Origin of the sequence: Micromonospora noduli, from assembly GCF_003264365.1 — a bacterium.
Lineage (GTDB): Bacteria > Actinomycetota > Actinomycetes > Mycobacteriales > Micromonosporaceae > Micromonospora > Micromonospora noduli.
Window position 1 is genome coordinate 125,004 of the sequence record NZ_PYAK01000013.1, and the last position, 22,026, is coordinate 147,029.

Annotated in this window: 20 protein-coding genes and 3 tRNA genes; 15 read left to right on the forward strand and 8 right to left on the reverse strand. The window is 72.4% G+C overall.

The window, feature by feature from the left end; genetic code table 11:
* Window positions 1–22 precede the first annotated feature (22 nt).
* Entirely contained in the window at window positions 23–1,006 is a 984-nt protein-coding gene (locus GUI43_RS13475) for an endonuclease/exonuclease/phosphatase family protein (protein WP_428842209.1), read from the reverse strand.
* A gap of 340 nt (window positions 1,007–1,346) precedes the next feature.
* Here GUI43_RS13475 and GUI43_RS13480 point away from each other — a divergent pair, with 340 nt between their 5' ends.
* The 7 genes from GUI43_RS13480 to arfB all read left to right on the forward strand — a co-directional run bounded on the left by GUI43_RS13480 (window position 1,347) and on the right by arfB (window position 6,919).
* Window positions 1,347–1,850 carry a hypothetical protein gene (locus GUI43_RS13480; protein ID WP_112698914.1) on the forward strand — a complete coding sequence of 168 codons (504 nt, stop codon included), beginning with the start codon at window positions 1,347–1,349 and terminating at the stop codon, window positions 1,848–1,850.
* Between the two features lie 305 nt (window positions 1,851–2,155).
* Window positions 2,156–3,205: an AAA family ATPase gene (locus GUI43_RS13485; protein ID WP_112582041.1), complete on the forward strand. Its 1,050-nt coding sequence runs from the start codon at window positions 2,156–2,158 to the stop codon at window positions 3,203–3,205.
* The gene (locus GUI43_RS13490) at window positions 3,202–4,215 is read left to right on the forward strand and encodes a DUF58 domain-containing protein (RefSeq protein ID WP_112604373.1); all 1,014 of its coding nucleotides are present in this window, start codon (window positions 3,202–3,204) and stop codon (window positions 4,213–4,215) included. Before GUI43_RS13485 ends, GUI43_RS13490 begins: the two co-directional genes overlap by 4 nt.
* Entirely contained in the window at window positions 4,212–5,171 is a 960-nt protein-coding gene (locus GUI43_RS13495; RefSeq protein WP_091393157.1) for a VWA domain-containing protein, read from the forward strand. Before GUI43_RS13490 ends, GUI43_RS13495 begins: the two co-directional genes overlap by 4 nt.
* 38 nt (window positions 5,172–5,209) lie before the next feature.
* On the forward strand, window positions 5,210–6,064 hold the full coding sequence (locus tag GUI43_RS13500) for a S1C family serine protease (protein WP_112582039.1): 855 nt from the start codon (window positions 5,210–5,212) through the stop codon (window positions 6,062–6,064).
* Between the two features lie 218 nt (window positions 6,065–6,282).
* Window positions 6,283–6,459, forward strand: coding sequence for a hypothetical protein (locus tag GUI43_RS34560; protein ID WP_244220481.1), 177 nt, complete (start codon window positions 6,283–6,285; stop codon window positions 6,457–6,459).
* Window positions 6,460–6,493: 34 nt separating this feature from the next.
* Complete coding sequence (gene arfB, locus GUI43_RS13510; RefSeq protein ID WP_091393146.1) at window positions 6,494–6,919, forward strand: alternative ribosome rescue aminoacyl-tRNA hydrolase ArfB; 426 nt, start codon at window positions 6,494–6,496, stop codon at window positions 6,917–6,919.
* Window positions 6,920–6,932: 13 nt separating this feature from the next.
* On the opposite strand, the gene GUI43_RS13515 is transcribed toward arfB, so the two are convergent.
* Both GUI43_RS13515 and GUI43_RS13520 read right to left on the reverse strand, forming a co-directional pair.
* Window positions 6,933–7,799: a 3-methyladenine DNA glycosylase gene (locus GUI43_RS13515; protein ID WP_112582035.1), complete on the reverse strand. Its 867-nt coding sequence runs from the start codon at window positions 7,797–7,799 to the stop codon at window positions 6,933–6,935.
* A gap of 36 nt (window positions 7,800–7,835) precedes the next feature.
* A complete protein-coding gene (locus tag GUI43_RS13520; RefSeq protein ID WP_112698915.1) occupies window positions 7,836–9,257 on the reverse strand; it encodes a hypothetical protein in 1,422 nt (473 codons plus the stop codon).
* A 174-nt stretch (window positions 9,258–9,431) separates the two neighbouring features.
* Here GUI43_RS13520 and GUI43_RS13525 point away from each other — a divergent pair, with 174 nt between their 5' ends.
* From GUI43_RS13525 to GUI43_RS13540, 4 genes are all read left to right on the forward strand, one after another.
* A complete protein-coding gene (locus GUI43_RS13525) occupies window positions 9,432–10,235 on the forward strand; it encodes a fumarylacetoacetate hydrolase family protein (protein ID WP_091393135.1) in 804 nt (267 codons plus the stop codon).
* Between the two features lie 108 nt (window positions 10,236–10,343).
* A tRNA-Gln gene (locus tag GUI43_RS13530) sits at window positions 10,344–10,415 on the forward strand.
* 134 nt (window positions 10,416–10,549) lie between these two features.
* Window positions 10,550–10,622: transfer RNA gene (locus GUI43_RS13535), tRNA-Glu, on the forward strand.
* 173 nt (window positions 10,623–10,795) lie between these two features.
* Window positions 10,796–10,868, forward strand: a tRNA-Glu gene (locus GUI43_RS13540).
* A gap of 220 nt (window positions 10,869–11,088) precedes the next feature.
* Here GUI43_RS13540 and GUI43_RS13545 read toward each other — a convergent pair.
* On the reverse strand, window positions 11,089–11,775 hold the full coding sequence (locus GUI43_RS13545) for an IclR family transcriptional regulator (protein ID WP_091393133.1): 687 nt from the start codon (window positions 11,773–11,775) through the stop codon (window positions 11,089–11,091).
* A gap of 49 nt (window positions 11,776–11,824) precedes the next feature.
* On the opposite strand from GUI43_RS13545, the gene leuC reads away from it, so the two are divergent.
* The 4 genes from leuC to GUI43_RS13565 all read left to right on the forward strand — a co-directional run bounded on the left by leuC (window position 11,825) and on the right by GUI43_RS13565 (window position 16,834).
* Window positions 11,825–13,270, forward strand: a complete 1,446-nt coding sequence (leuC, locus tag GUI43_RS13550; RefSeq protein ID WP_112698916.1) for a 3-isopropylmalate dehydratase large subunit — start codon at window positions 11,825–11,827, stop codon at window positions 13,268–13,270.
* 14 nt (window positions 13,271–13,284) lie between these two features.
* Window positions 13,285–13,872: a 3-isopropylmalate dehydratase small subunit gene (gene leuD / locus GUI43_RS13555; RefSeq protein ID WP_091393128.1), complete on the forward strand. Its 588-nt coding sequence runs from the start codon at window positions 13,285–13,287 to the stop codon at window positions 13,870–13,872.
* Between the two features lie 172 nt (window positions 13,873–14,044).
* Window positions 14,045–14,728, forward strand: a complete 684-nt coding sequence (locus GUI43_RS13560; RefSeq protein WP_181518641.1) for an HU family DNA-binding protein — start codon at window positions 14,045–14,047, stop codon at window positions 14,726–14,728.
* 162 nt (window positions 14,729–14,890) lie between these two features.
* Complete coding sequence (locus GUI43_RS13565) at window positions 14,891–16,834, forward strand: endonuclease/exonuclease/phosphatase family protein (RefSeq protein WP_112698917.1); 1,944 nt, start codon at window positions 14,891–14,893, stop codon at window positions 16,832–16,834.
* A gap of 27 nt (window positions 16,835–16,861) precedes the next feature.
* Here GUI43_RS13565 and GUI43_RS13570 read toward each other — a convergent pair whose 3' ends face one another.
* From GUI43_RS13570 to GUI43_RS35125, 4 genes are all read right to left on the reverse strand, one after another.
* A complete protein-coding gene (locus GUI43_RS13570; protein WP_112582029.1) occupies window positions 16,862–17,740 on the reverse strand; it encodes an NUDIX hydrolase in 879 nt (292 codons plus the stop codon).
* A complete protein-coding gene (locus GUI43_RS13575) occupies window positions 17,728–19,248 on the reverse strand; it encodes a CYTH and CHAD domain-containing protein (RefSeq protein ID WP_112604361.1) in 1,521 nt (506 codons plus the stop codon). The genes GUI43_RS13570 and GUI43_RS13575 overlap by 13 nt, the downstream gene beginning before the upstream one ends.
* Window positions 19,249–19,272: 24 nt before the next feature.
* A complete protein-coding gene (locus GUI43_RS13580; protein WP_112582027.1) occupies window positions 19,273–21,636 on the reverse strand; it encodes an RNA degradosome polyphosphate kinase in 2,364 nt (787 codons plus the stop codon).
* A 54-nt stretch (window positions 21,637–21,690) separates the two neighbouring features.
* Window positions 21,691–22,026: cold-shock protein (locus tag GUI43_RS35125; protein WP_428842208.1), on the reverse strand; the 336-nt coding region annotated here is incomplete at its 5' end.

Consider the following 22,026-nt stretch of genomic DNA (forward strand, 5'->3'; position numbering starts at 1 on the left):
CTCCCCGCCTCCCCGCCCCCGGTCAGGGGGTGGGGAGGGTGAGGGTGGCCTGGACGGGGCGGTGGTCGCTGCCGGGCAGGGCGAAGACCTGCACCGAGCGGACCGCTATCCGGTGGTCGACCAGGACGTGGTCGATGGTGACGGGTGGGATGAGGTCGCCGTCGTACGGACCCCAGGTGCCGGTCAGACCCGCTCCGGCGGCATCGGCGGCGTCGACGTAACCGCTGCGCAGCAGGGCCCGCAGTGGACTGTGGTCGAGGGTTGCGTTGAAGTCCCCGGCGAGGATTCGCAGGCCACCGTCCGGGGTGGCCGGTGGTTGGGCGGTCAGGTCGGCGCGCCAGGCACCCACCTGGTCCAGCGCGTACGGCGCCGAGGGGTGGGCCGACTCGACGCGGACCGGAGGCCCGCCGGGGACGGACACCGTCGCATACGCCTGGCTGAAGCCCCAACCGTCGAGGTTGCGTCGGACGCCGCCGTCGCTGATCGGCCACCGCGAGTAGAGCCCGGAGCCGGGGGTGCCGATCTCCGGGTTGAGCTGCCGGTGCGGCAGCAGCGTGGCGAGGCCGAGGTGATCCAGGGCGCCCTGCGCGTCCGGCGTGAACTCCTGCACGGTGAGCACGTCGATCTGGTGTCGTCGGACCAACTCCACCAGTGTCCGCGCGTCGCCGGCGCCGGCGAGCAGATTGGCGGTGAGCAGCCGCACTGTCGGCCCGGCCGCCGCCGGCTGCGGGCTGGCCAGCGCCCGAGGTGCGACGGTGCCGAGCAACGCCACTGCCGCCAGGGCCGCGAGCGCCGCCGGCCACCAGCGCCGCAGGGCGAGCGCGAGGGCCAGGACCAGGACGCTGCCGCCCGCGACGTACGGCGTGAAGGCGAGCGCCTGCACCAACGGCCCCCGGTCCAGGCCGAGTAGTCGGGCGGCCGCCCAGAGGGCGGTGGGGACGACGGCAAGCCAGCAGAGCACCGTGCCGAGCCGAGCCCTTCGGTGCGCGGGCAGCGCGTCGACGATCACGTGATGATCGTAGTCGGGCCCGGCGAACCTATTTCATGAATGACGATGCGCTCACATTTCACAATTATCTGACGGTTGGTTGACACCCCGGAAAAGCGAGATCAACTATTGACTGTCGGCTTTTTCTGGTGCTACGTTCCATCTGGCTTAAACGACGCAACTCTGAGTAGTAATCGCAGCTCAGATGGGATGCAGATTGCTAAGAAATCAATCTCGTCGGGTGTGAGCGAGGCAGCTTTCTTCCGCCCGACTGTCGTCGTACGCCTATTTATGGGCAGTCATCCGTCCCGCCCCGCGGGTCGGCCGAATTCGCACGGTCACACAAGGGGGACCTGTCATGAGCAAATCCTTCCGACGTAAGGCGGCGGCGGTAACGTTCGCCGTCCTGGGGCTCAGTCTCGCCGGTGGGGGCATCGCTATCGCCCAGCCGCAGGCGTTGGCGCCGCAGGAAACGGTCCAGCCGGCGGCACGCGGCAGCAACGCCCAACCGCCGGTCACCGCCGAGTCGGCCCGCACGGCGAAGGCCGCGCTGAAGGCCAACTCGACGCTCGTCGCCTCCACCACCATCGTCGTCGTCAACTCCAACGGCACCAAGGCGCGCGGCACCGGCACCGTCATCAAGTACGGCACCGGTCAGTACGAGGTGATCTTCGGTCACAACGTCACGGCCGGTGTCCTCGTGGCCACCATCGGCCGGGCTGACGCCTGCTGCATTCCGCCGGCCGGCGAGATCTCGGTCGCGCCCCGGCTCAGCACGCCCAACGCGGTCTTCGTCCAGACCCGCACCTCGGCCGGCACTCCGACGGACCTGGGCTTCCACCTGGTCGTCCATCTCGCCTGATCGGCCCGACATCCGGCCCCCGTCGCCTGTGGCGCCGGGGGCCGGACCCGGTCCGCTCGGCGCGCGGACCCTCCGGCCGCACCTCGGCCAGCCCGTCCCGAGGTCGATGGGTCACGAGGGCCGTCCTCGACCGGTTCGTGCCGGTCGGGCGCTTCCTGGTCGGTCACCGGCCGGTTGGTAACCCCTCGGCGGGCTCGCGACGGTCGTCACCCTTCCGTGCGGCTCATCCCGATTCCGGCCACTCCGGACCGGTCCGGCCCGCACAATCCCACGTTTGCCGAGCCTGTGCCCGGGAAGCAAGCACCGTGACGGACATCTCGGACACCCTGGCCAGCATGCCCAGCCCGGTCGATCCGGAGCCGACCGGCATCGAGCTGGAACAGACCCTCTTCGAGGTCAAACGCGTGATCGTCGGGCAGGATCGCCTCGTCGAACGCCTGCTCACCGCCCTGGTCGCCAACGGACACTGCCTCCTGGAGGGCGTACCCGGCGTGGCCAAGACACTGGCCGCGCAGACCCTGGCGACAGTGGTCGGCGGCACCTTCTCCCGGATCCAGTTCACCCCGGACCTGGTGCCCTCCGACATCGTCGGCACCCGGATCTACCGGGCGTCCAAGGAGACCTTCGACATCGAGCTGGGCCCGATCATGGCCAACCTGGTGCTGGCCGACGAGATCAACCGGGCCCCGGCCAAGGTCCAGTCGGCGCTGCTGGAGGCGATGGCCGAACGGCAGGTCTCAATCGGCGGGCGCAGCTGGCCGGTCCCGGAGCCATTTCTGGTGCTGGCCACCCAGAACCCGATCGAGTCCGAGGGGGTCTACCAGCTCCCGGAGGCACAGCGCGACCGGTTCCTGATGAAGGTGGTGGTCGACTACCCCAGCGACGCCGACGAGCTGGCCATCCTCTACCGGATGAGCACCGACCGACCCACCCCGCGCCAGGTGCTCGACGCGCAACGGCTGCGGGACCTCCAGATTCACGCCGAGCGGGTCTTCGTCCACCACGCGTTGGCCGAGTACGTGGTGCGGCTCATCCTCGCCACCCGCGACCCCGGCCGGTTCGGGCTGCCGGAGATCGCCCCGCTGTTGGCGTACGGGGCCAGCCCCCGGGCCACCCTGGGCCTGGTCGCGGCCGCCCGGGCACAGGCCCTGCTGCGGGGTCGGGAGTACGTGCTGCCCGAGGACGTCCGTGAGCTTGCCGTCGACGTCCTCGCCCACCGGCTGGTGCTCTCCTTCGACGCGGTGGCCGACGGGGTGTCGGCGGAGAGCGTGGTGCGACGGCTCGTGGAGGCGGTGCCGCCGCCCCGGCTGGCCACCGGACACCCGCAGCAGACACCGGATCTGGCGGCGGCATGAGACGCGCCACCGTCGCGCCCGTCGACCCCGGCCTGGCCGAGCTGGCCCCGGACCAGCGCCTGCGCCGCCTGGAGCTGACCGTCACCCGCCGACTCAACGGCCTGCTGCACGGCCAGTACCGTGGTCTGCTGCCCGGTCCCGGCAGTGAACCCTCCGGCAGTCGCGAATACCGGCCGGGCGAGGACGAGGTCCGCCGGATGGACTGGGCGGTGACCGCCCGGACCGCCGTGCCGCACGTCCGGCAGGTCGACGCCGACCGGGAGCTGACCACCTGGCTGCTCGTCGACGGCAGCGCCAGCATGGAGTTCGGCACCGCCGAGCTGGACAAACGGGAACTGGCGGTGGCCGCCGTCGCGGCGGTCGGCTTCCTGACCGCGGGCGTCGGCAACCGCCTCGGCGCCCAGGTGCTGCGCGCCGACGGGGTACGCCGCTTCCCGGCCCGCAGCGGGCGTACCCATCTGCTTGCCCTGCTCCGCGCGCTGCTCGCCGCTCCCCGGGCCACCGCGCCCACCGACCGGCCGGGGCGCGGGCCTGCGGCCCGACCGCCCGATCTGGCCGACGGCCTCGACGCGCTGCACCGGATCGCGAACCGGCGTGGGCTGGTAGTGGTGGTCTCCGACTTCCTCGACGGCCTGCCCGACGACCCCGGCCAGACAGCGCCCTGGGAGCGGACCATGCGCCGGCTGGCCGTCCGGCACCAGGTGCTGGCGATCGAGGTGACCGACCCGCGTGAGCTGGAACTACCGGACGTCGGACTGATCACGCTCGTCGACCCGGAGACCGGTCGGCACCGCGAGGTGTGCACATCGGACCGTGGGCTGCGCGAGCGGTACGCCGAGGCCGCCGCAGCCCAGCGCGAACAGGTCCACCAGGCGCTGCGCCGCAGCGGGGCCACCCATCTGCCGCTGCGCACCGACGGCGACTGGAGCGCGGACATCGTCCGGCACGTGCACGCCCAGCGTCGACTGGCCGCCGCGCCGGTCGGCCGGCCCCGGGGAGGTGCCGCGTGATCTGGCAGTCGCCGCTGCGGCTCTGGCTGCTGCTCGGCGTGCTCGCCCTGGTCGTCGCGTACCTGGTGATGCAGCGGCGACGCAGTCGGTACGCGGTCCGCTTCACCAACCTGCGGCTGCTGGACCGGGTGGCGCCGGAGCGGCCCGCCTGGCGTCGGCACGTACCGGCCGGGCTCTTCCTGGCCATGCTGGCGCTGCTCGTGGTCGGCTTCGCCCGACCGAGCGCCGAGGTTCGGGTGCCCCGGGAACGGGCCACTGTGATGGTGGCGGTGGACGTCTCCACGTCGATGCTCGCCACCGACGTCGAACCGGACCGGTTGGCCGCGGCGAAGGAAGCCGCCCGGCGCTTCGTCGAGGGTCTGCCCGACGAGTTCAACGTGGGTCTCGTCGCGTTCGCCGGCAGTGCCGCGGTGCTGGTGCCCCCGGGCACCGACCGGGACGCCCTCGACGAGGGGATCGACCGGCTCGCCGAGGGCATCACCGGTGTCCAGGGCACCGCGATCGGCGAGGCCATCAACACCTCGCTCGGCGCGGTCAAGAGCCTGGACAGCGAGGCCGCGAAGGAAACCCCACCCGCCCGGGTCATCCTGCTCTCCGACGGCGCCAACACCTCCGGGATGGACCCGATGGAGGCGGCGGCGGAAGCGGTGAAGGCGGAGGTGCCGGTGCACTCGATCTCGTTCGGCACCCCGTCCGGGTTCGTCGACCGAGGTGGACGACCAATCCAGGTGCCGGTGGACGGACAGACCCTCAAGGCGGTCGCCGAGGAGACCGGCGGGATGTTCCACGAGGCCAGCACCACCGACGAGCTGCGGGCCGTCTACGACGACATCGGCAGTTCGGTCGGCTACCGCACCGAGCGGCAGGACATCTCGGCCCGGTTCATCGGCCTCGGACTGGTGTTCGCGATGGGCGCCGCCGCCGGCTCGATGCGCTGGTTCTCCCGGCTGCCCTGACCGCCGCGCCCAACCGACGTCGACCGTGAGGAGTACGCATGGCAGTGCAGACCGGACTGGGCGAACCGCGCGGTCCCTGGTTCATCTCACCGGAACTCGACCCGGACGGGCGCGGGTGGTGGGACGCGCCCGAGCGCGACCCGGGCGGGCGACGGCCCGGGCGGCTGCTCGCCGTGTTGGCAGTGGTGGCGGTCTCGGCCGTCTCCGGTGCTCTCGCCGGCGGCGTGGTGGCCAGCCGGGACGGGGCTGGGGGTCCGGCTGCGGCGTCCGCCGCCCCGGTGCCGGCCGAGCTGGTCACCGCGGCCGAGCGGACCGTACCCGGGGTGGTGTCGGTGCTGGCCGGCGGCGCGACCAGCGGGTCCGCGACCGGCTCCGGCTTCGCAGTGGACGACCAGCAGCACCTGATCACCAACGACCACATCCTGGCCAAGGCCGGTGGTGGGCCGGTGACCGTGGAGCTGCCCGACGGCCGCCGGTTCGCCGCCGAGGTGGTCGGACGGGAGCCGCGCAGCGACCTGGCGGTGCTGAAGGTGCCGGCATCGGCCGGTCTCACCCCGCTGCCCCTGGCCAAACCGGGCGCGACCCGGGTCGGTGAGCCGGTGCTCGCGGTGGGGTCGCCGCTCGGTCTGGCCGGAACGGTCACCGCAGGCATCGTCAGCGCGCTCGACCGGCAGGTGCGGCTCGGCAACAACCGGCACAGCGCGGTGCAGACGGATGCGTCCATCAACCCCGGCAACTCCGGTGGGCCACTGGTCAACGCGCGCGGGGAGGTGGTCGGGGTGAACACCGCCATCGCCACCATCGACGGAAACGGCTCGATCGGCATCGGGTTCGCCATCCCGATCGACCAGGTGCAGCAGACCGCCGACACGATCATCGGCAAGGGCGGCTGAGCTGCCCGAACGCCCTGACGGGGGCCACCACTGTCGGATATCCGGCCAGACGGCATCGGACCATGGAAATATTACGCTCGGTATGGATACTGGCGGAGGTGGAGCGTCCTCTTCTCACGGTCCTCCTACTGGTGGGCCTGGTCATCGGATGTGCAGTGGGGTCTGCGTACGCCCGGGCACGACGTGGGTGGAACGATTACCAGACCGTCAAGAAATCGGTGCCAGGCGCCCGTCGGGGCGCCTGGTCGCTGATCCGCGGCGTCGTCGTGAAGGCCGCGGTGATCGGGGTGCTGCTCTTCGGCGCGGTGGCGTACGCGGCCGTCGGCTCCGACGAGGAGAGCGCCGGGCCGGCGCCCACCCAGTCGCCGACGCAGAGTGAGCCTCCGCACCGATGACCCCTGGCGGGTCGTCGCGGGTTAGCCTCGGGGCGTGGACGACGGACTGCGGGTGACCGACCGGTGGGTCGTCCCCGCCGGGGAGCTACGGGAGCGCTTCTCCCGCTCGTCGGGGCCGGGCGGGCAGGGTGTGAACACCGCGGACTCCCGGGTCGAGCTGAGCTACGACGTGGCCAACTCGCCGGCCGTGCCGGAGTGGCTGCGGCCGCGGGCGCTGGCCCGGCTGGCCAACCGCCTCGTCGACGGGGTGCTGACGATCGCGGCCAGCGAGCACCGGGCCCAGCTGGCCAACCGGGAGGCGGCCCGGGCACGGATGACCGCCCTGCTGCGGGAGGCCGCCGCGCCCCCGCCGCCGGCCCGCCGAGCGACCCGCCCGTCCCGTGGGGCCAAGGAACGCCGGCTGGCCGAGAAGAAACGCCAGTCCCAGCGCAAACGGGACCGCCGCGCCGACGACGACTGATCCCCGACGGCGACTAGGCCGGCACGGCGGCGAGCAGCCGGTCGCGCAGCACGGCGGCTCGCTCGGCGAACCCGCGCTGGGCCGCCGCGTACTCCGCCCGGCCGTCCGGGGTCTCCACGCGCACCGGCGGGTAGCCGAGTGCCGCCAGGTCGTACGGGCTGGCCCGCATGTCCAGCGTGCGGATGTCCCGGGCCAGGTCGAACGCGTCGGCCACCAGCTCCGAGGAGACCAACGGCGACAACTTGTACGCCCACTTGTACAGATCCATGTTGGCGTGCAGGCAGCCCGGCTGCTCGTGCGCGTGCTGCGTCTCCCGGGTCGGGGTGAGCAGGTTCAACGGGCGGGCCGGCTGCGTGAAGAACCGGAACGCGTCGAAGTGGCTGCACCGCACGCCCCGCTCCTCGACAACCTCGTCGGTGCGTTCCGCGCTGAGCCGCAGCGGCCAGGCGTTGTGCCGCAGCTCCTCCCGGGTCTGCCGGTAGACCATCGCCCACTCGTGCATCCCGAAGCAGCCGAAGTGCGCCGCACGTCCACGCGTCGCCTCCAGCAGGGAGCGGATCCAGGCGATCGACTCGCCGCGCCGGGCGCGTACCCCCTCGGTGTCGAGGGTGACCCCGGCGGTGCCGGCGCGGTAGTCGCGGCCGAACTCGGCCGGATCGGCGTCGAGCAGCTCGACCCCGGGCCCGGGATGCCAGCGCCGCAGCTGGGCCGGGCGGTGCGAGTAGTAGGTGAACAGGAAGTCGGCCACCGGATGCCGCTCACCGCGTCGTCGCCGGGCCAGGTGCGGGGTCAGCCAGACGTCCACCCGCTCCTCGTGGGCCCGTCGGCGGGCCTGCCACTGCGTCGCGTCGAGCACGGCGGGGGCGAGGGCGGCGGTCACGCACCCCAGGGTACGACCGCCGCCCGCACGCCGTTCTCAGGGCATCTGCACCCGGACCCCGGCGGAGAACACCCCGCTGCGCAGCTCCAGCTGCTGGGGCGGGTCCCGCCCGTCGACGGTGAAGACCAGCGGGAGCACCATCCGGGTGCCCGCCGCCATCGGGTCGGCGAAGACGTCCCGACCCAGGTTCGCCGTCCGGGTGGCCGACTCGTCGGTGCTCACCCAGCGCCCACCGGGCAGGTACGCCCGTTGCAGCTCGCTGTGCCAGGGCTGATGGTCGCCGGTGACGTTGCGCACACCCACTGTGGCCTCGCAGCGTCGCCCGTTGGCCGGTGCGGCACCGCCGCCGTCGGCCTTCCCGGCGGTGCCGGGCGCGCCGCAGGTCATCCGGTACACGGTGAACTCGAACGCTGACTCGCGCAGCGGCACGCCCAGCGACCCGTTGACCCCGGTGCCCACCCACGCGCCGCTGGTGGGCTGCTTCTGCGTGTCGATCGCCGCGACCTGCCGGGTCGCCGTCCAACCCGCGGTGCCGACCACAGCGGCCAGCACCACGACGGCGGCACCCACCAACATCCAGACCGGCGGGGTACGCCGACGCCGCACCGGACTCGGCGCTGCCGGGCGGGGGTAGACCGTCCCGCGGCCACCCTCGGCGCCGCCACCGGTGGAGAGCGCGGCAGCCGTCACCCGCCGCCCGCGCCGACGTCGCCACACCCACACCAGGGCGGCGCTGATCAGCAGCAGGACCGCCAGTCCGCCGAGCAGCACCGGGTAGCGGCGCCACGGCGGCGCCTCGGTCACCTCGGCCGCCGGTGCCGCTGTCGCCTGCCAGGTGGCCGTGGCGCAGTCGTACGGCCGGCTGCCGTCACTGGTGAACGCGCAGGTCGGCGCGGTCAGCGGTTGGCCCGGCGCGGTCGCCGCGAGTGCGGTGCCCAGGGTGGTGGTGCTGTGCGCGGGCAGCCGCAACCGCCAGGTCACCTCGGTGGCCGATCCGCCGGCCGGGGTGGACCGGCCACCACCGCTGATCGCGGTCGTCGACGATCCGGGCGGCAGTTCCTGACGCACTGTGGTCTCCAGCGGAGAGTTGCTCACGTTGCGCACCTGGATCCGGTACCTCGGTGCCGGGCTGCTCTCCGTGGCGACCGCCACCGTGACCTGTTGCGGGGGCGCCGACGCCGGTGCCCGGGTCGGTGGTGCCATCGCCGGTGGCGCCGACGGCGGGGTGGGCTCGGTCACTCGCGCGACCATCGCCACCGGCGGCCGGGTTCCCGCTGGTGCTGGTGTGGCCGCCGGTGGTGGTGGGGCGGCCGCCGTCGGTTGTGGCGTGGCGGCCGGTGGTCGTGGCGCGGCCGCCGCCTCCGGAGCCGCCGACGGCAGGGCCGGCACGGCGGCGAGGATGCCGAGGCAGTGCACGAACACTGCGAGGGCTCTGTGGTGTCGTGTCGATGCAGGCATACGAACGAACCTCCGGAGCCGACGCTAGGGGCGAGCCGCCTCCGTGCGGGTACGAAGTCGAGAAGTCCGCCCCGGTCACCTCCAGCTCCGGTAGGGTGCCGCGCGCTGACGGGTTGAGCACACCCGACCGCCGGTCCTGGCCGGTTTGGGCGTCGGCGGCGCTAGATTGGCCGGGTGCGTATCGCTCGTTTCGCCCATGCCAAGGGAATGTCGTTCGGTGCCGTCGAAGGCGAAGCGGAGGCCGGGCCGCAGGGCCTGACCATCGCCGAGATCGAGGGCCACCCGTTCGGCAATCTCTCCTTCAGTGGGGCCCGCTGGGCCCTCTCCGACGTCCGGCTGCTCTCGCCGATCCTGCCCAGCAAGGTCGTCTGTGTCGGCCGCAACTACGCCGACCACGCCGCCGAGCTCGGCAACGAGGTGCCCAAGGAGCCGCTGCTCTTCCTCAAGCCGTCCACCTCGGTGATCGGCCCCCGGGACGCCATCCGGCTGCCGATCTTCTCCAAGCAGGTCGAGCACGAGGCGGAGCTGGCGGTCGTGATCGGGGCGCCCGGTGCGCGCCGCGCCGACCGCGCCGCCGCCGAACGTGCCATCTTCGGCTACACCTGCGCCAACGACGTCACCGCTCGGGACCTCCAGCGTTCGGACGGGCAGTGGACCCGGGCCAAGGGCTTCGACTCGTTCTGCCCGATCGGCCCGTGGATCACCACCGGGCTGGACGTCTCCGACCTGGAGATCCGGTGTGAGGTGGGTCGCAACCCGGAGGAGATGGAGGTACGCCAACTCGGCCGGACGAAGGACATGGTCTTCGACGTGCCGGGTCTGGTGTCGTACATCTCGCACGTGATGACTCTGCTGCCCGGCGACGTCGTTCTCACCGGCACTCCAGCCGGGGTTAGCCCGCTTGTCGAGGGGGATACCGTCACCGTGCGGATCGACGGCATCGGCGAGCTCACCAACCCGGTGGTGCCCGTCGCCTGATCCGTCTGATGCCCCTGTTTCCGCAGCTCACGGGTGGTTCGGGGGGATCGGATTTGGCCTGCCGGCACCGGGAGGGTAAAGTTCACTCCCGGCGCCGCAAGGGGCCAATGGGGTATGGGGTAATTGGCAGCCCGACTGATTCTGGTTCAGTTAGTCTAGGTTCGAGTCCTGGTACCCCAGCGCTGCTGGAATTCGCGAGAATTTCCAGACGCTGGATTCTGACGGAGTTCGACTCCGCCCCTTCGGGGGCGGAGGGTGGTCTTCGGTAGAGTGCAGCTCCTCCACCGGTAAGGTGGGGGAGCAAAAGTTGTTCTGGCCCCGTCGTCTAGCGGCCCAGGACGCCGCCCTCTCAAGGCGGTAGCGCCGGTTCGAATCCGGTCGGGGCTACAGCGTGCACAGCCCGTCTCACCTCGTGAGGCGGGCTGTTTCGTGTCCGCCGCCGGGCCCGTTCCGGCCTCCGTCGGGCCCTCGGGTGACAGCGCACCCCGCGCTCGTGCCCGGGTACGGTGCCGCTAGACTACATTCGCACCGCCCGTGAGGGTGGTGAACGGAAAAGTTCTGGCCCCGTCGTCTAGCGGCCCAGGACGCCGCCCTCTCAAGGCGGTAGCGCCGGTTCGAATCCGGTCGGGGCTACAACCAAAGGCTCATCCCGCTACGCGGGATGAGCCTTTCTCGTTGCCGTCCCCAACCCAGCCCAACCCCGTCCCCACCCACCCTGCTCGCCCCTGCTCCCGGTGATCAAGAGCTTTGCGTCACCAGGTTCAGCGCGTCGTGACGCAAACCTCTTGATCACCGAGGTCGGCGAGGGTGAGGGGAGGGAGAGGGGGGAGTGGGGGAGGGGGTGGGGTCGGGGTTAGAGGCCGGATAGGCGTTGGCCGGCTCTTACTACGGCCATGGCGTGGCGTTCGCCGGGGCGGCGGCCCAGGCGCTCGATGGGGCCGGAGATGCTGACCGAGGCGATGACCCGGCCGGTGCGGTCGCGGATCGGGGCGGAGACACTCGCCACACCGGCCTCCCGCTCGGCGACGCTCTGCGCCCAGCCGCGGCGGCGTACCTCGGCGAGGGTGCGGCCGGTGAACTTGCTGCGCGGCAGCAGCGGCATCACCGCCTCCGGCGGCTCCCAGGCGAGCAGGATCTGGGCCGAGGAGCCAGCCGTCATCGGCAGCACCGAGCCGACCGGAACGGTGTCCCGTAGACCGCTGGCGCGTTCCGCCGCCGCCACGCAGATCCGCTCGTCGGCGCGGCGCAGATAGAGCTGCGCGCTCTCACCGGTGGCGTCGCGCAGCGCGGCCAGCAGCGGCTCGGCGGCGGTCAGGAGAACGTCCGGTGCGGCGTTCGCCAGCTCGCCCAGGCGGGGGCCCGGCCGCCATCTGCCCTGGGTGTCACGCACCAGCATTCGGTGGATCTCCAGGGCCTGGGCCAGGCGATGTGCTGTGGCCCGGGGCAGCTTGGTGCGTTCGACGAGTTCGGCCAGGCTGGCGCCGTCCACGCAGGCGGCCAGGATGACCACCGCCTTGTCGAGAACGCCGACACCGCTCATACTGTGTCCCACAAGCCGAAACTTACCTCCCAGAATTTAGGATGTCCAGATGGTGGGAGTCACTCCTGAGCCGAGGACCCTGGCCGAGAAGGTCTGGGACGCGCACGTCGTACGGTCCGCCGCTGGTGAGCCGGACCTGCTCTTCATCGACCTGCACCTGCTGCACGAGGTGACCAGCCCGCAGGCGTTCGACGGGCTGCGGCTCGCCGGGCGCCGGGTGCGTCGTACCGACCTGACCCTCGCGACCGAGGACCACAACACCCCGACCGGGTACGCCGACCCGGCGTTCCGCCTCCGCCGTGGTGACCTGCTCACCATCGCGGACCCCACGTCGCGTACGCAGATCGAGACGTTGCGCCGCAACTGCGCCGAGTTCGGGGTGCGACTGCACCCCCTCGGCGACGACAACCAGGGCATCGTGCACGTGATCGGCCCGCAGCTCGGTCTCACCCAGCCGGGCCTGACGATCGTCTGTGGCGATTCGCACACCGCCACCCACGGCGCCTTCGGCGCGCTCGCCTTCGGCATCGGCACCAGCGAGGTGGAGCACGTGCTGGCCACCCAGACGCTGCCGCAGAGCCGGCCGAAGACGATGGCCGTGAACGTCACCGGGCAGCTCGCGCCCGGCGTGACCGCCAAGGACCTGGTGCTCGCGCTGATCACGCAGGTCGGCACCGGTGGAGGTCGCGGGCACATCGTCGAGTACCGCGGCGAGGCGATCCGCGCCCTCTCCATGGAGGGGCGAATGACCATCGCCAACATGTCCATCGAGTGGGGTGCCAAGGCCGGCATGATCGCGCCGGACGAGACCACCTTCGCGTACCTCAAGGGTCGACCGAACGCGCCGCAGGGCGCGGACTGGGACGCGGCGGTGGCGTGGTGGCGGACGCTGCCCACCGACGAGGGCGCGAGCTTCGACGCCGAGGTGACCCTGGACGCCAGCCAGATCACTCCGTTCGTCACCTGGGGCACCAACCCCGGGCAGGGTGCGCCGTTGAGCGCCCCGGTGCCGGACCCCGAGGAGTTCACCACCGACTCGGATCGCACCGCCGCCCGCCGGGCCCTGGAGTACATGGACCTGCGCCCCGGCACCCCGCTGCGGGAGCTGCCCATCGACGTCGTCTTCGTGGGGTCCTGCACCAACGGTCGCCTGGAGGACCTGCGGGCCGCCGCTGACGTACTGCGCGGTCACCGGGTCGCCGACGGCGTCCGGATGCTCGTGGTGCCCGGCTCCGCCGCCGTGCGCGAGGCCGCCGAGGCCGAGGGTCTGGACAAGGTCTTCGCCGACGCCGGGGCCGAGTGGCGGTTCGCCGGCTGCTCCATGTGTCTGGGGATGAACCCCGACACGCTCAAGCCGGGCGAGCGCTCCGCCTCCACCTCGAACCGCAACTTCGAGGGCCGTCAGGGCCGGGGCGGGCGTACCCACCTGGTCTCCCCGCCGGTGGCCGCCGCCACCGCCGTGGTCGGCCGGCTGGCCGCCCCCGCCGACCTGTAGAAGGGACCGACGAGATGGACAAGTTCACCACCCACACCGGCACCGCCGTGCCGCTGCGCCGGTCCAACGTGGACACCGATCAGATCATCCCCGCCGTGTACCTCAAGCGGGTGACCCGGACGGGCTTCGCCGACGGGCTGTTCAGCGCCTGGCGGGAAGATCCGGCATTCGTGCTCAACGATGAAAACTATTCCGGGGCGTCGATCCTCATCGCCGGTCCGGAGTTCGGCACCGGCTCCTCCCGGGAGCATGCCGTCTGGGCGCTACGGGACTGGGGCTTCCGTGCCGTGGTGGCCCCGCGCTTCGGTGACATCTTCCGCGGCAACGCCCTCAAGGAAGGTCTGTTGCCGGTCGAGTTGGAATTGAAAGCCGTCGAAGAGTTGTGGGACTTGGTCGAGGCGGATCCCACCACTGCGGTGACCGTCGACCTGACCGCCCGCCAGCTCCGGGCCGGGGACGCGAGCTGGTCGTTCCCGCTGGACGACTTCAGCCGTTGGCGGCTCCTGGAGGGCCTCGACGACATTGGACTCACCCTCCGCCACGCCGCCGACATCGACTCCTACGAGGCGCGCCGGCTGCCGTTCCTGCCCTCCGTGGCATAGCCGTTAGGCCGCCCGCACAGCGGATTTCACCCCCATCGGTCCATCCGGTGGGGGTGAATCCGTTACGACACAAGGGCTTTTTTCTACCGAATGTTTGTGTCCCGACAGCACAGGGCATACCGTGCGCGCAGAATGGCTCGCAACGAGTCAGTTGCACAATCGGGAGGAAGTCGTGAACAAGGCCGAGCTCATCGAGGCGCTCGCCGTTCGCCTGGGGGACCGGAAGATGGCGACGGCCGCGCTCGACGCGGTCCTCACCGAGGTCCAGGCGGCGGTCACCAAGGGCGAGAAGGTGGCGATCACCGGATTCGGAGCATTCGAAAAGCGTGTGCGTGGCGCGCGAACAGCGCGCAACCCGCGTACCGGCGAGGCGGTGAAGGTCAAGAAGACGTCAGTCCCGACCTTCCGCCCCGGCGCCGGGTTCAAGGAAATGGTGGCCAGCGGCAAGGTGCCGAAGGCCACGGTGGCGACGAAGAAGGCCACCACCAGCACCGCCACGGCCAAGGCGGCGGGCACGAAGGCGACCGGCACCAAGGCGGCCACCGCCAAGGCGGCGGGCACCAAGGCGACCACGGCGAAGGCGGCCAGCAAGAAGACCGCCCCGGCCAAGGCGAGCAAGACCGCCACGGCGACCAAGACGGCCGCCAGCAAGAAGACCGCCCCGGCCAAGGCGAGCAAGACCACCACGGCGACCAAGACGGCCGCCAGCAAGAAGACCACCGCGGCGAAGAAGACCACCGCCGCGACCCGGTCGACCGCGGCGAAGAAGACCACCGCGGCGGCGAGCAAGAGCACGGCGGCCAAGAAGGCGCCGGCGAAGAAGGCTCCGGCCAAGAAGGCGGCCAGCAAGCGCTGACCGACAGGTACCGCAAGGGCGTCCACCAGTGGGTGGGCGCCCTTTCGGCGTACCGGACGGCTTTTCGGCGTACGGGGAACCGTTGACCGGGTTGGCGCGCTCGCGCAGAATCGCCGTGCCGGCCACCCCTGGGCCGGCCCGTCGACGGGAAATGGGGCGCCGGTGCGCTACCGCCAGCTCACCACCGGCACGCTCGCGCTGGGCGTGCTCCTCCTCATCGACGTGCTGCGGGTCTGGTTGCCCGGCATCATCACCATCTTCGGTCAGGCGGCGTCCACCCCGGCCGAGCTGATGGGGGCGTTCGCCCTCGGCTGGTTCGTGCTCGCGATGGGCGCGCCCGCCGTGGTCCGCCGAGTCGGAGCCCGCCCGGTCACTGTCGTCGCCGCTGTCGCGCTCGCCGTCGCCCGGCTCGCGCTCACCGCCGCTCCCGGCGGGCGTACGCAGCTCTGGTTGGCCACCGCCGGGTTGCTCGCCGGGCTGGTCTGGCTGGTCGGCGTCGCCGCCGACACCGACCGTCCGGTCCCGGGGCTGGCGTTGGGGTTCGCGGTCAACGCGGCAGTGCACGCGGTGCTGGACACCGTCGACCTGGTCTGGCGGGGTGACTGGGTGGCCTGGCTGCTCAGCGCCGTCGCGGTGGCGGTGTTCCTGGCCGGCACGGCGCAAGCCGGCCAGCGCGGCGGTGCAGGTAACGCCCTCGCTGGCCCCGCTGACGCCACTGCGGGCCCTGGTGGTGGTCGAGCCTGGCTGCTGGCCGGGCCGGCGCTGCTGCTGGCCGGGATGGTGGCGCTCTCTCCGGCGCTGGCCCGAACCGGGATGTCGTACCTGGTCGCCGGGGACGGGGTGGCTCGTTCTCCGCTGTTCGGCCTGGCGCCGGTGCCGGTGGCGGTCGCCGGGTTCCTGTGCGCCGCGTTGACCCGGCCGCCCAGCGGGTGGGGCCGGGCGTACGGTCCGGTGGCGCTGCTTGGCGGCGCTGTGCTGTTCGCCCTCGACCGGGGCGACCTGCTCCTGCCGGCCATCCTCCTCGCCGCTGTCGGCCTCGGCGCCTGCCTCGCGCTGACCGACGACGCCAGCCAGCCTGCCATCGACACCGCGAGCGCCGGCACCGCTGGTGGCACCAGCGCCTCCCGGCGGGGGTACGCGGTCGCCGCCGGGATGCTCGTCTTCGCGCTGGGGGCGGTCGGCTACTACTCGGCCTACGACCTCGGCTACCCCAACGCGGCGGTGCCAGTGGTGGTGGCCGTGCTGATCGCCGCCATGGCGTTCACCGCCCGCCCCGTCGTCCACCGGCTTCCCGGGCCGTTTCCGCCGCTCCGGGCCGCCGCCGCGGTCACCGCGCTGGCCCTGCTGGCACCGGTGCTCGCCGACGAGGTACCGGTGGCCAGCAACCGGGACGGCCCACCGGAACGGTTGACGGTGGTGGCGTACAACATCCGGATGGGGTTCGGGCTGGACGGCCGGTTCGACCTGAACGGCCTCGCCCAGGTCGTCGACCGGCAACGGCCCGACGTGGTGCTGCTCAGCGAGGTCGACCGGGCGTGGCTGCTCAACGGCGGCCACGACACCCTGGACCTGTTGTCAGACCGGCTCGGTATGCCGTACGTCTTCGGGCCGGCCGCCGACCCGGTCTGGGGTGACGCGGTGCTCAGCCGTTGGCCGGTACGCGATCCGCGGACGCTGCCGCTGGCCGCCGTCGGCGCGCCCACCGGAGCGCAGGCCCTCGCCGTCACGCTGGACCTCGGCGACGGTGTCCGTACCGCAGTGGTCAGCACCCACCTGCAACCGCCACCCGGCAAGGGCCCGGTGGTCCAGGCCCGCGCGGTCGCCGACTTCGCCACCCGGTACGCGGCCGGTCGGCCGTTGGTGGTGGGGGGTGACCTGAACACCGAGCCGGGCGACGAGGCGTTCGCGGAGTTCACCAAGGCCGGCCTGGTCGACGCGTTGGCCGCCGCCCGACCACTGGCGACCAGCCCGGCGGACGACCCGCGCCAGCAGATCGACCACATCTTCGTCTCGCCCGGCCTGACCCCCGGCGATCCCGTCGCGCCGCACAGCACGGCCAGCGACCACCTGCCGGTCGCGGTGACACTGACCCTGCCGCCCCGCTGACCAGGCCGGGCCCGTCGAACGCGGGCCCTACAGGCGATCGGTGGCGAGCAGCCGGTCGGCGGCGAAGGCGAGCAGCCACCCGCCGCCCTTCGGGGTGGCGAAGTCCTCATCGGTGCGGCCGGTCAGCCGCTCCAGGGCACCCGGCAGGACCTTGCCCTGGCTGCACACCGCCGACTGCCCACCGGTGCCGGCCAGCTCCAGAAGTCGGGCGGCGGTGGCCAGGATCTGCTCGTCGCTCTGCTGGCCCGGTTGTGGTTCGTCCAGGTCGCCGCAGACCTCGATCGGCAGGTCGAGCAACGCGGCGGCCGGGTCGAGTGTCTGTACGCACCGTCGCGGCGACGCCGACACCAGCCGGGCCGGTCGGATCAGGGCGATCAGCTCGGCCAGCGTGCTCGCCTGGGCCCACCCCTCGGCGTCCAGGGGCCGTCCGACGTCCGGGCCGGACCAGGTGGCCCGCTTACCGGCGTGCGCGTGCCGAACCAGCGCGACCGTCGCCGTCACCGACGGCAGCGCGGCGAACGCCGCCAACACCTCGGCGTCGTGCGGGTAGCTGACCAACCGGATCGCGTCGTCCACCGCGAGCCAGCGGATGTCGTCCACCTCGGTGTCCGGTTGGAAGCCGCCACTGGCCACCGCGAGCATCGACCAGTAGTCGACCAGCTTGGGCTGCCCCTCGCTGCGGTACCGCACCGACGGCAGCCGCACCTGCGGCACGCCCCGCACGTCGGCCTCCTCGGCCACCTCACGCACCGCCGCGGCCAGCGCGTGCTCGCCCGGCTCCAGCTTGCCCTTCGGCAGCGTCCAGTCGCCGTAACGGGGGCGGTGCACCACGCAGACGCGTACGCCGTCGTCGGTCGGCCGCCAGGCCACCCCGCCTGCCGCCCGGATGCCCGTCACGGCAGCCAACTGGTGCGCCGTCGCCGGGTGGCCCGGTGCCAGGCAGCCGGGAGGAGACCCCGCATCCGGCGTACCGACTGGCGTTCCCGCTCGGCCAGCCGCCCGGCGGTGACCGCCAGCTCGTGGTCGTCCGGTCGCTCGGCGGCGATCTCCAACCAGGTGTCCGCCGCCACCGCCGCGTCCTGGTGCTCGCCGAGCACGTCCTGCACCCGGGCGAGTGCGCGGGACAGCCGCCGTGCGTCCTTGCCGACCGTCGGGGCCACCGCGTTGACCGCGTACCGGGCCTGCTTGCCCTCCCTGCGGACGGCGTGCCAACGGTCGTCCGGCGACTGTGCGTCGAGCCCGCCGACGCCGTCCGGCCCGCTCAACCGCCGCCAGGGGCGGGCCACCAGCGCGGGTAGCGCCTGCGCGGCGGGCGCTGCCGCCCGGCGGGTGAACCGGGGCGCGCGGGCGGCCAGCACCAGGGAGTCCACCAGGGCCAGGTAGCGCGCGGAGCGCAGCATCTCGTCGATCGCGGTGAGCGCCTGCCGCTGCCGCTCGGCGAGCACCTTGTCGAGCCGGTCCACCGCGCCCCGGTCGAGCGGGCTCAGCGGATCGGCGTCGGCGGTACGGCGCAGCCGCGCGCGCAGCACCTCGGCGTCGCGGGCCGCGCCGAGCACGTCGGCCAACCAGCGCAGCTCGGTGCGCAGCGGGCGGGACCAGGTCTTTCGCAGCAACGGTTTGAAGGTGCGCAGATCACTGCGCAGGCGTCGGCAGGCCACCCGCATCTGATGCACTGCGGTGTCGCCGCCGGCGGCCGGGGCGCGCAGCCGGACCAGCGGGTCGTGCGCCAACAGCCGGCGGATCTCCTTGCGTAGCGACTCGGTCACCACGTCACCGGCGCTCGGCTCGGCGGTCAGCCCGGCCGGCGCGACCAGATCCGGATCGGCCTGCGCCGTCGCGCCCAGCGCCCGTACGTGCTTCGGCGTGAACGACCCGCCCTGCGCGCCAGCCTCGCGCAGCACCCCGCCGACCCGGTCGAGCAGCTTCCGGTCGCCGGCCTTCAGCTCCACCTCCACCTCGCGGAACGTGTCGGTGGTGCTGCCGGCGTCGTCGAGCACTGTCACCCGGTCGTCCACCACTTCGGCGAGCACAGTGCCGGCCCGGTCACACACCTCGTACGCGTGCCGCACCGTCCGCACCACTGTCACCGGGGCCAGCGGAGCCCCCCGGTGCAGGACGGTGACCAGCTCCACCAGCTCCGGAGGCGGCTGCCCCTTCGGCCCGGCACGGGAAATCTCGTGCCGGACGCCCGGCGTCCCGGTCGGTAGTTTCACCGTCCAGGGCAGCTCGTCGCCCCGGCGGTGGCGCAGGGAAGCACCGGCCCGGGCCAGCCGCAGGTCGACAGTGTCGAGGTAGCGGGCGACAAGCGTCACCGGTGGCAGCACCCGGACCTGACCGCCGGCCGGGGCCGTGCCGGCCAGGTCCGGCAGCACGTAGGCGTCGTCCACCTCGTACTTCTGCTCCTCCTCGACCATCAGCTCAGCCTATGCGCTGCGCGGTCAGCTGGCCGTGCCACCGACGCGGCGCAGCAGCAGTTCCTGCAGATGGGCCCGGGCGGCGTTGTCACCGCCGGTACGCCGGGTCCAGGTGCCGTCGCCGGCCAGCTCGAACGCGTCCACGTCGGGGCTCATCGCGGCGGTGAGCACATGGTCCAGCTCGGCGCGGGCGACCGGGTCGCTCACCTGCACCAGCGCCTCCACCCGCCGGTCCAGGTTGCGGTGCATGAGGTCGGCCGAACCCATCCAGAACTCGGCCTCGCCGTTGTTGCCGAACCGGAAGACCCGGGAGTGTTCCAGGAACCGGCCGAGGATCGAGCGGACCCGGATGTTCTCCGACAACCCCGGCACCCCCGGGCGCAGCGTGCACATGCCCCGGATGAGCAGGTCGACGTGGACGCCGGCCTGGGAGGCGCGGTACAGCGCGTCGGTCACCCCCTCGTCGACCAGGGAGTTGACCTTGAACTGGACCAGGCCGGGCATGCCCAGGCGGACGTGCGAGATCTCCCGCTCGATCCGCTCGATGAGGCCGCTGCGGATGCCCTGCGGGGCAACCAGCAACCGCCGGTACGCGGTCTGCCGGCTGTACCCGGTGAGCACGTTGAACAGGTCGGTGAGGTCGGCGCCGATCTCCGGGTCGGCGGTGAGCATGCCGAAGTCCTCGTACAGTCGGGCCGTCTTCGGGTGGTAGTTGCCGGTGCCGATGTGGCAGTAGCGACGGATCTGGTTGCCCTCCTGCCGGACCACCAGCGCGGTCTTGCAGTGCGTCTTCAAGCCGACCAGGCCGTACACCACGTGGCAGCCGGCGCGTTCCAGAGTGCGGGCCCAGCCGATGTTGGCCACCTCGTCGAAGCGGGCCTTCACCTCCACCAGCACCACCACCTGCTTGCCGGCGGCGGCCGCGTCGACGAGCGCGTCGACGATCGGGGAGTCGCCGCTGGTCCGGTAGAGGGTCTGCTTGATGGCCAGCACGTTCGGGTCGGCGGCGGCCTGCTCGATGAAGCGCTGCACGCTGGTGGCGAACGAGTGGTACGGGTGGTGCACCAGGATGTCCCCGTCGCGCAGGGTGGAGAAGACGCTGCGCGGCACCTCGCCCTCGGCGAGCCGGGGATGGGTGGCCGGCACGAACGGCGGGTCCTTCAGGTCCGGCCGGTCCGCCTCGCCGTAGACCTGCCACAGCGCGGACAGGTCCAGCAGGCCGGGCACCCGCAGGACGTCCTGCTCGTCCATGTCCAGCTCGCGGACGAGCAGCTCCAACATGTGGTCGGAGATGGACGCGGCGACCTCCAGGCGGACCGGGGGACCGAATCGCCGACGGGCCAGCTCCCTTTCCAGGGCCTGGAGCAGATCCTCGTCGCGGTCCTCGTCGACCTCCACCTCGGCGTTGCGGGTGACCCGGAACAGGTGGCACTCGACCACCTGCATGCCACTGAACAGCTGCCCCAGGTGCACCGAGATCAGGTCCTCCACCGGCAACATCCGGACGCCGGGCTGGTCCCGGTCCACCCGGACGAAGCGGGGGACGTTGTTGGGCACCTTCACCCGGGCGAACAGCTCCGAACCGCCGTCCGGGTCACGAACCGCCACCGCCAGGTTCAGCGACCGCCCCGAGATGTACGGGAACGGGTGCGCCGGGTCCACCGCGAGCGGGGTCAGCACCGGAAAGATGTGCTCCCGGAAATAGGTGCGCAGCCGCTCCCGTTCGCCGTCTCCCAGCTCGCCCCAGCGCAGGATGCGGATGCCCTCGTCGGCCAGCTTGGGCAGCACGTCGTCGACGAAGCAGGCGGCGTGCCGGGCACCGAGTGCGGCGGTCCGCTCGGCGATCAGCTCCAACTGCGTACGCAGGGGCAACCGGTCCCCGCCGCGCACCGGCAGGCCGGCGGAGAGCCGCCGCTTCAGCCCGGCGATGCGCACCATGTAGAACTCGTCGAGATTGCTGGCGAAGATGGCCAGGAACTTGGCCCGCTCCAGCAGCGGGGTGCGCTGGTCCTCGGCCAGGGTGAGCACCCGGGCGTTGAAGTCGAGCCAGGACAGCTCCCGGTTGAGGAACCGGTCCTCCGGCAGCGGTGGGGCCGCCGAGGGCTCGTCGTCGTCCTCCGGTGTGGCACCGGTCGGCAGGTCGTCGGGCAGGACCTGGTGGACGTCACCGGCGGCCGGGCCGTCCGCTGCGATCTTCGGGGCGGGGTCGATGACCTCGTCCAGCCCGGAGGAGGCGGCACCGGGATCGTCGGCGAGTGTGTCGGCGCGGGCGGCACCGGCACGTTCGGCACGGGACGGGCGGAAGCGCCCATCGGTGCCGCGCGTACGGGAGCCGTTGCGAAGGTCGGTGGCGGGCGGGTGGGCCGGTTGCTCGCGAGGGGTGCTCACCCGCTCATAATCACCCGATTACGGTAAACGCAAAATGAACTTGGGCTCGCCGGGTCAGATCATCGTCGGCAATGTCACCCGGACAACCTCGCCGTCGGGATCGGTGTCGATGCGAACCCGCTGGCCGAGCCGGAGAAGCCGCAGCCCGGAGGCGTCGAAGGCCCGGGCGGGGAAACGCATCTCGGTGCCGTCGTCGAGCAGCAGGACACCGCTGCGCGTCGCCGCGTCGTAGCTGGCCACCGTGCCCTGCATGCTGGCACCGTACACCCGGGGGCTCACCCCGTGGCGCGGGCTCAGCCCACCGGGCGGCTCAGCCTGCGGCGCGGGCGGGGCGACCGGCGGCCACCAGTGCGGCAGTGCGCGGCCCCAGCCCGAGCCGGGCCGCGGCGG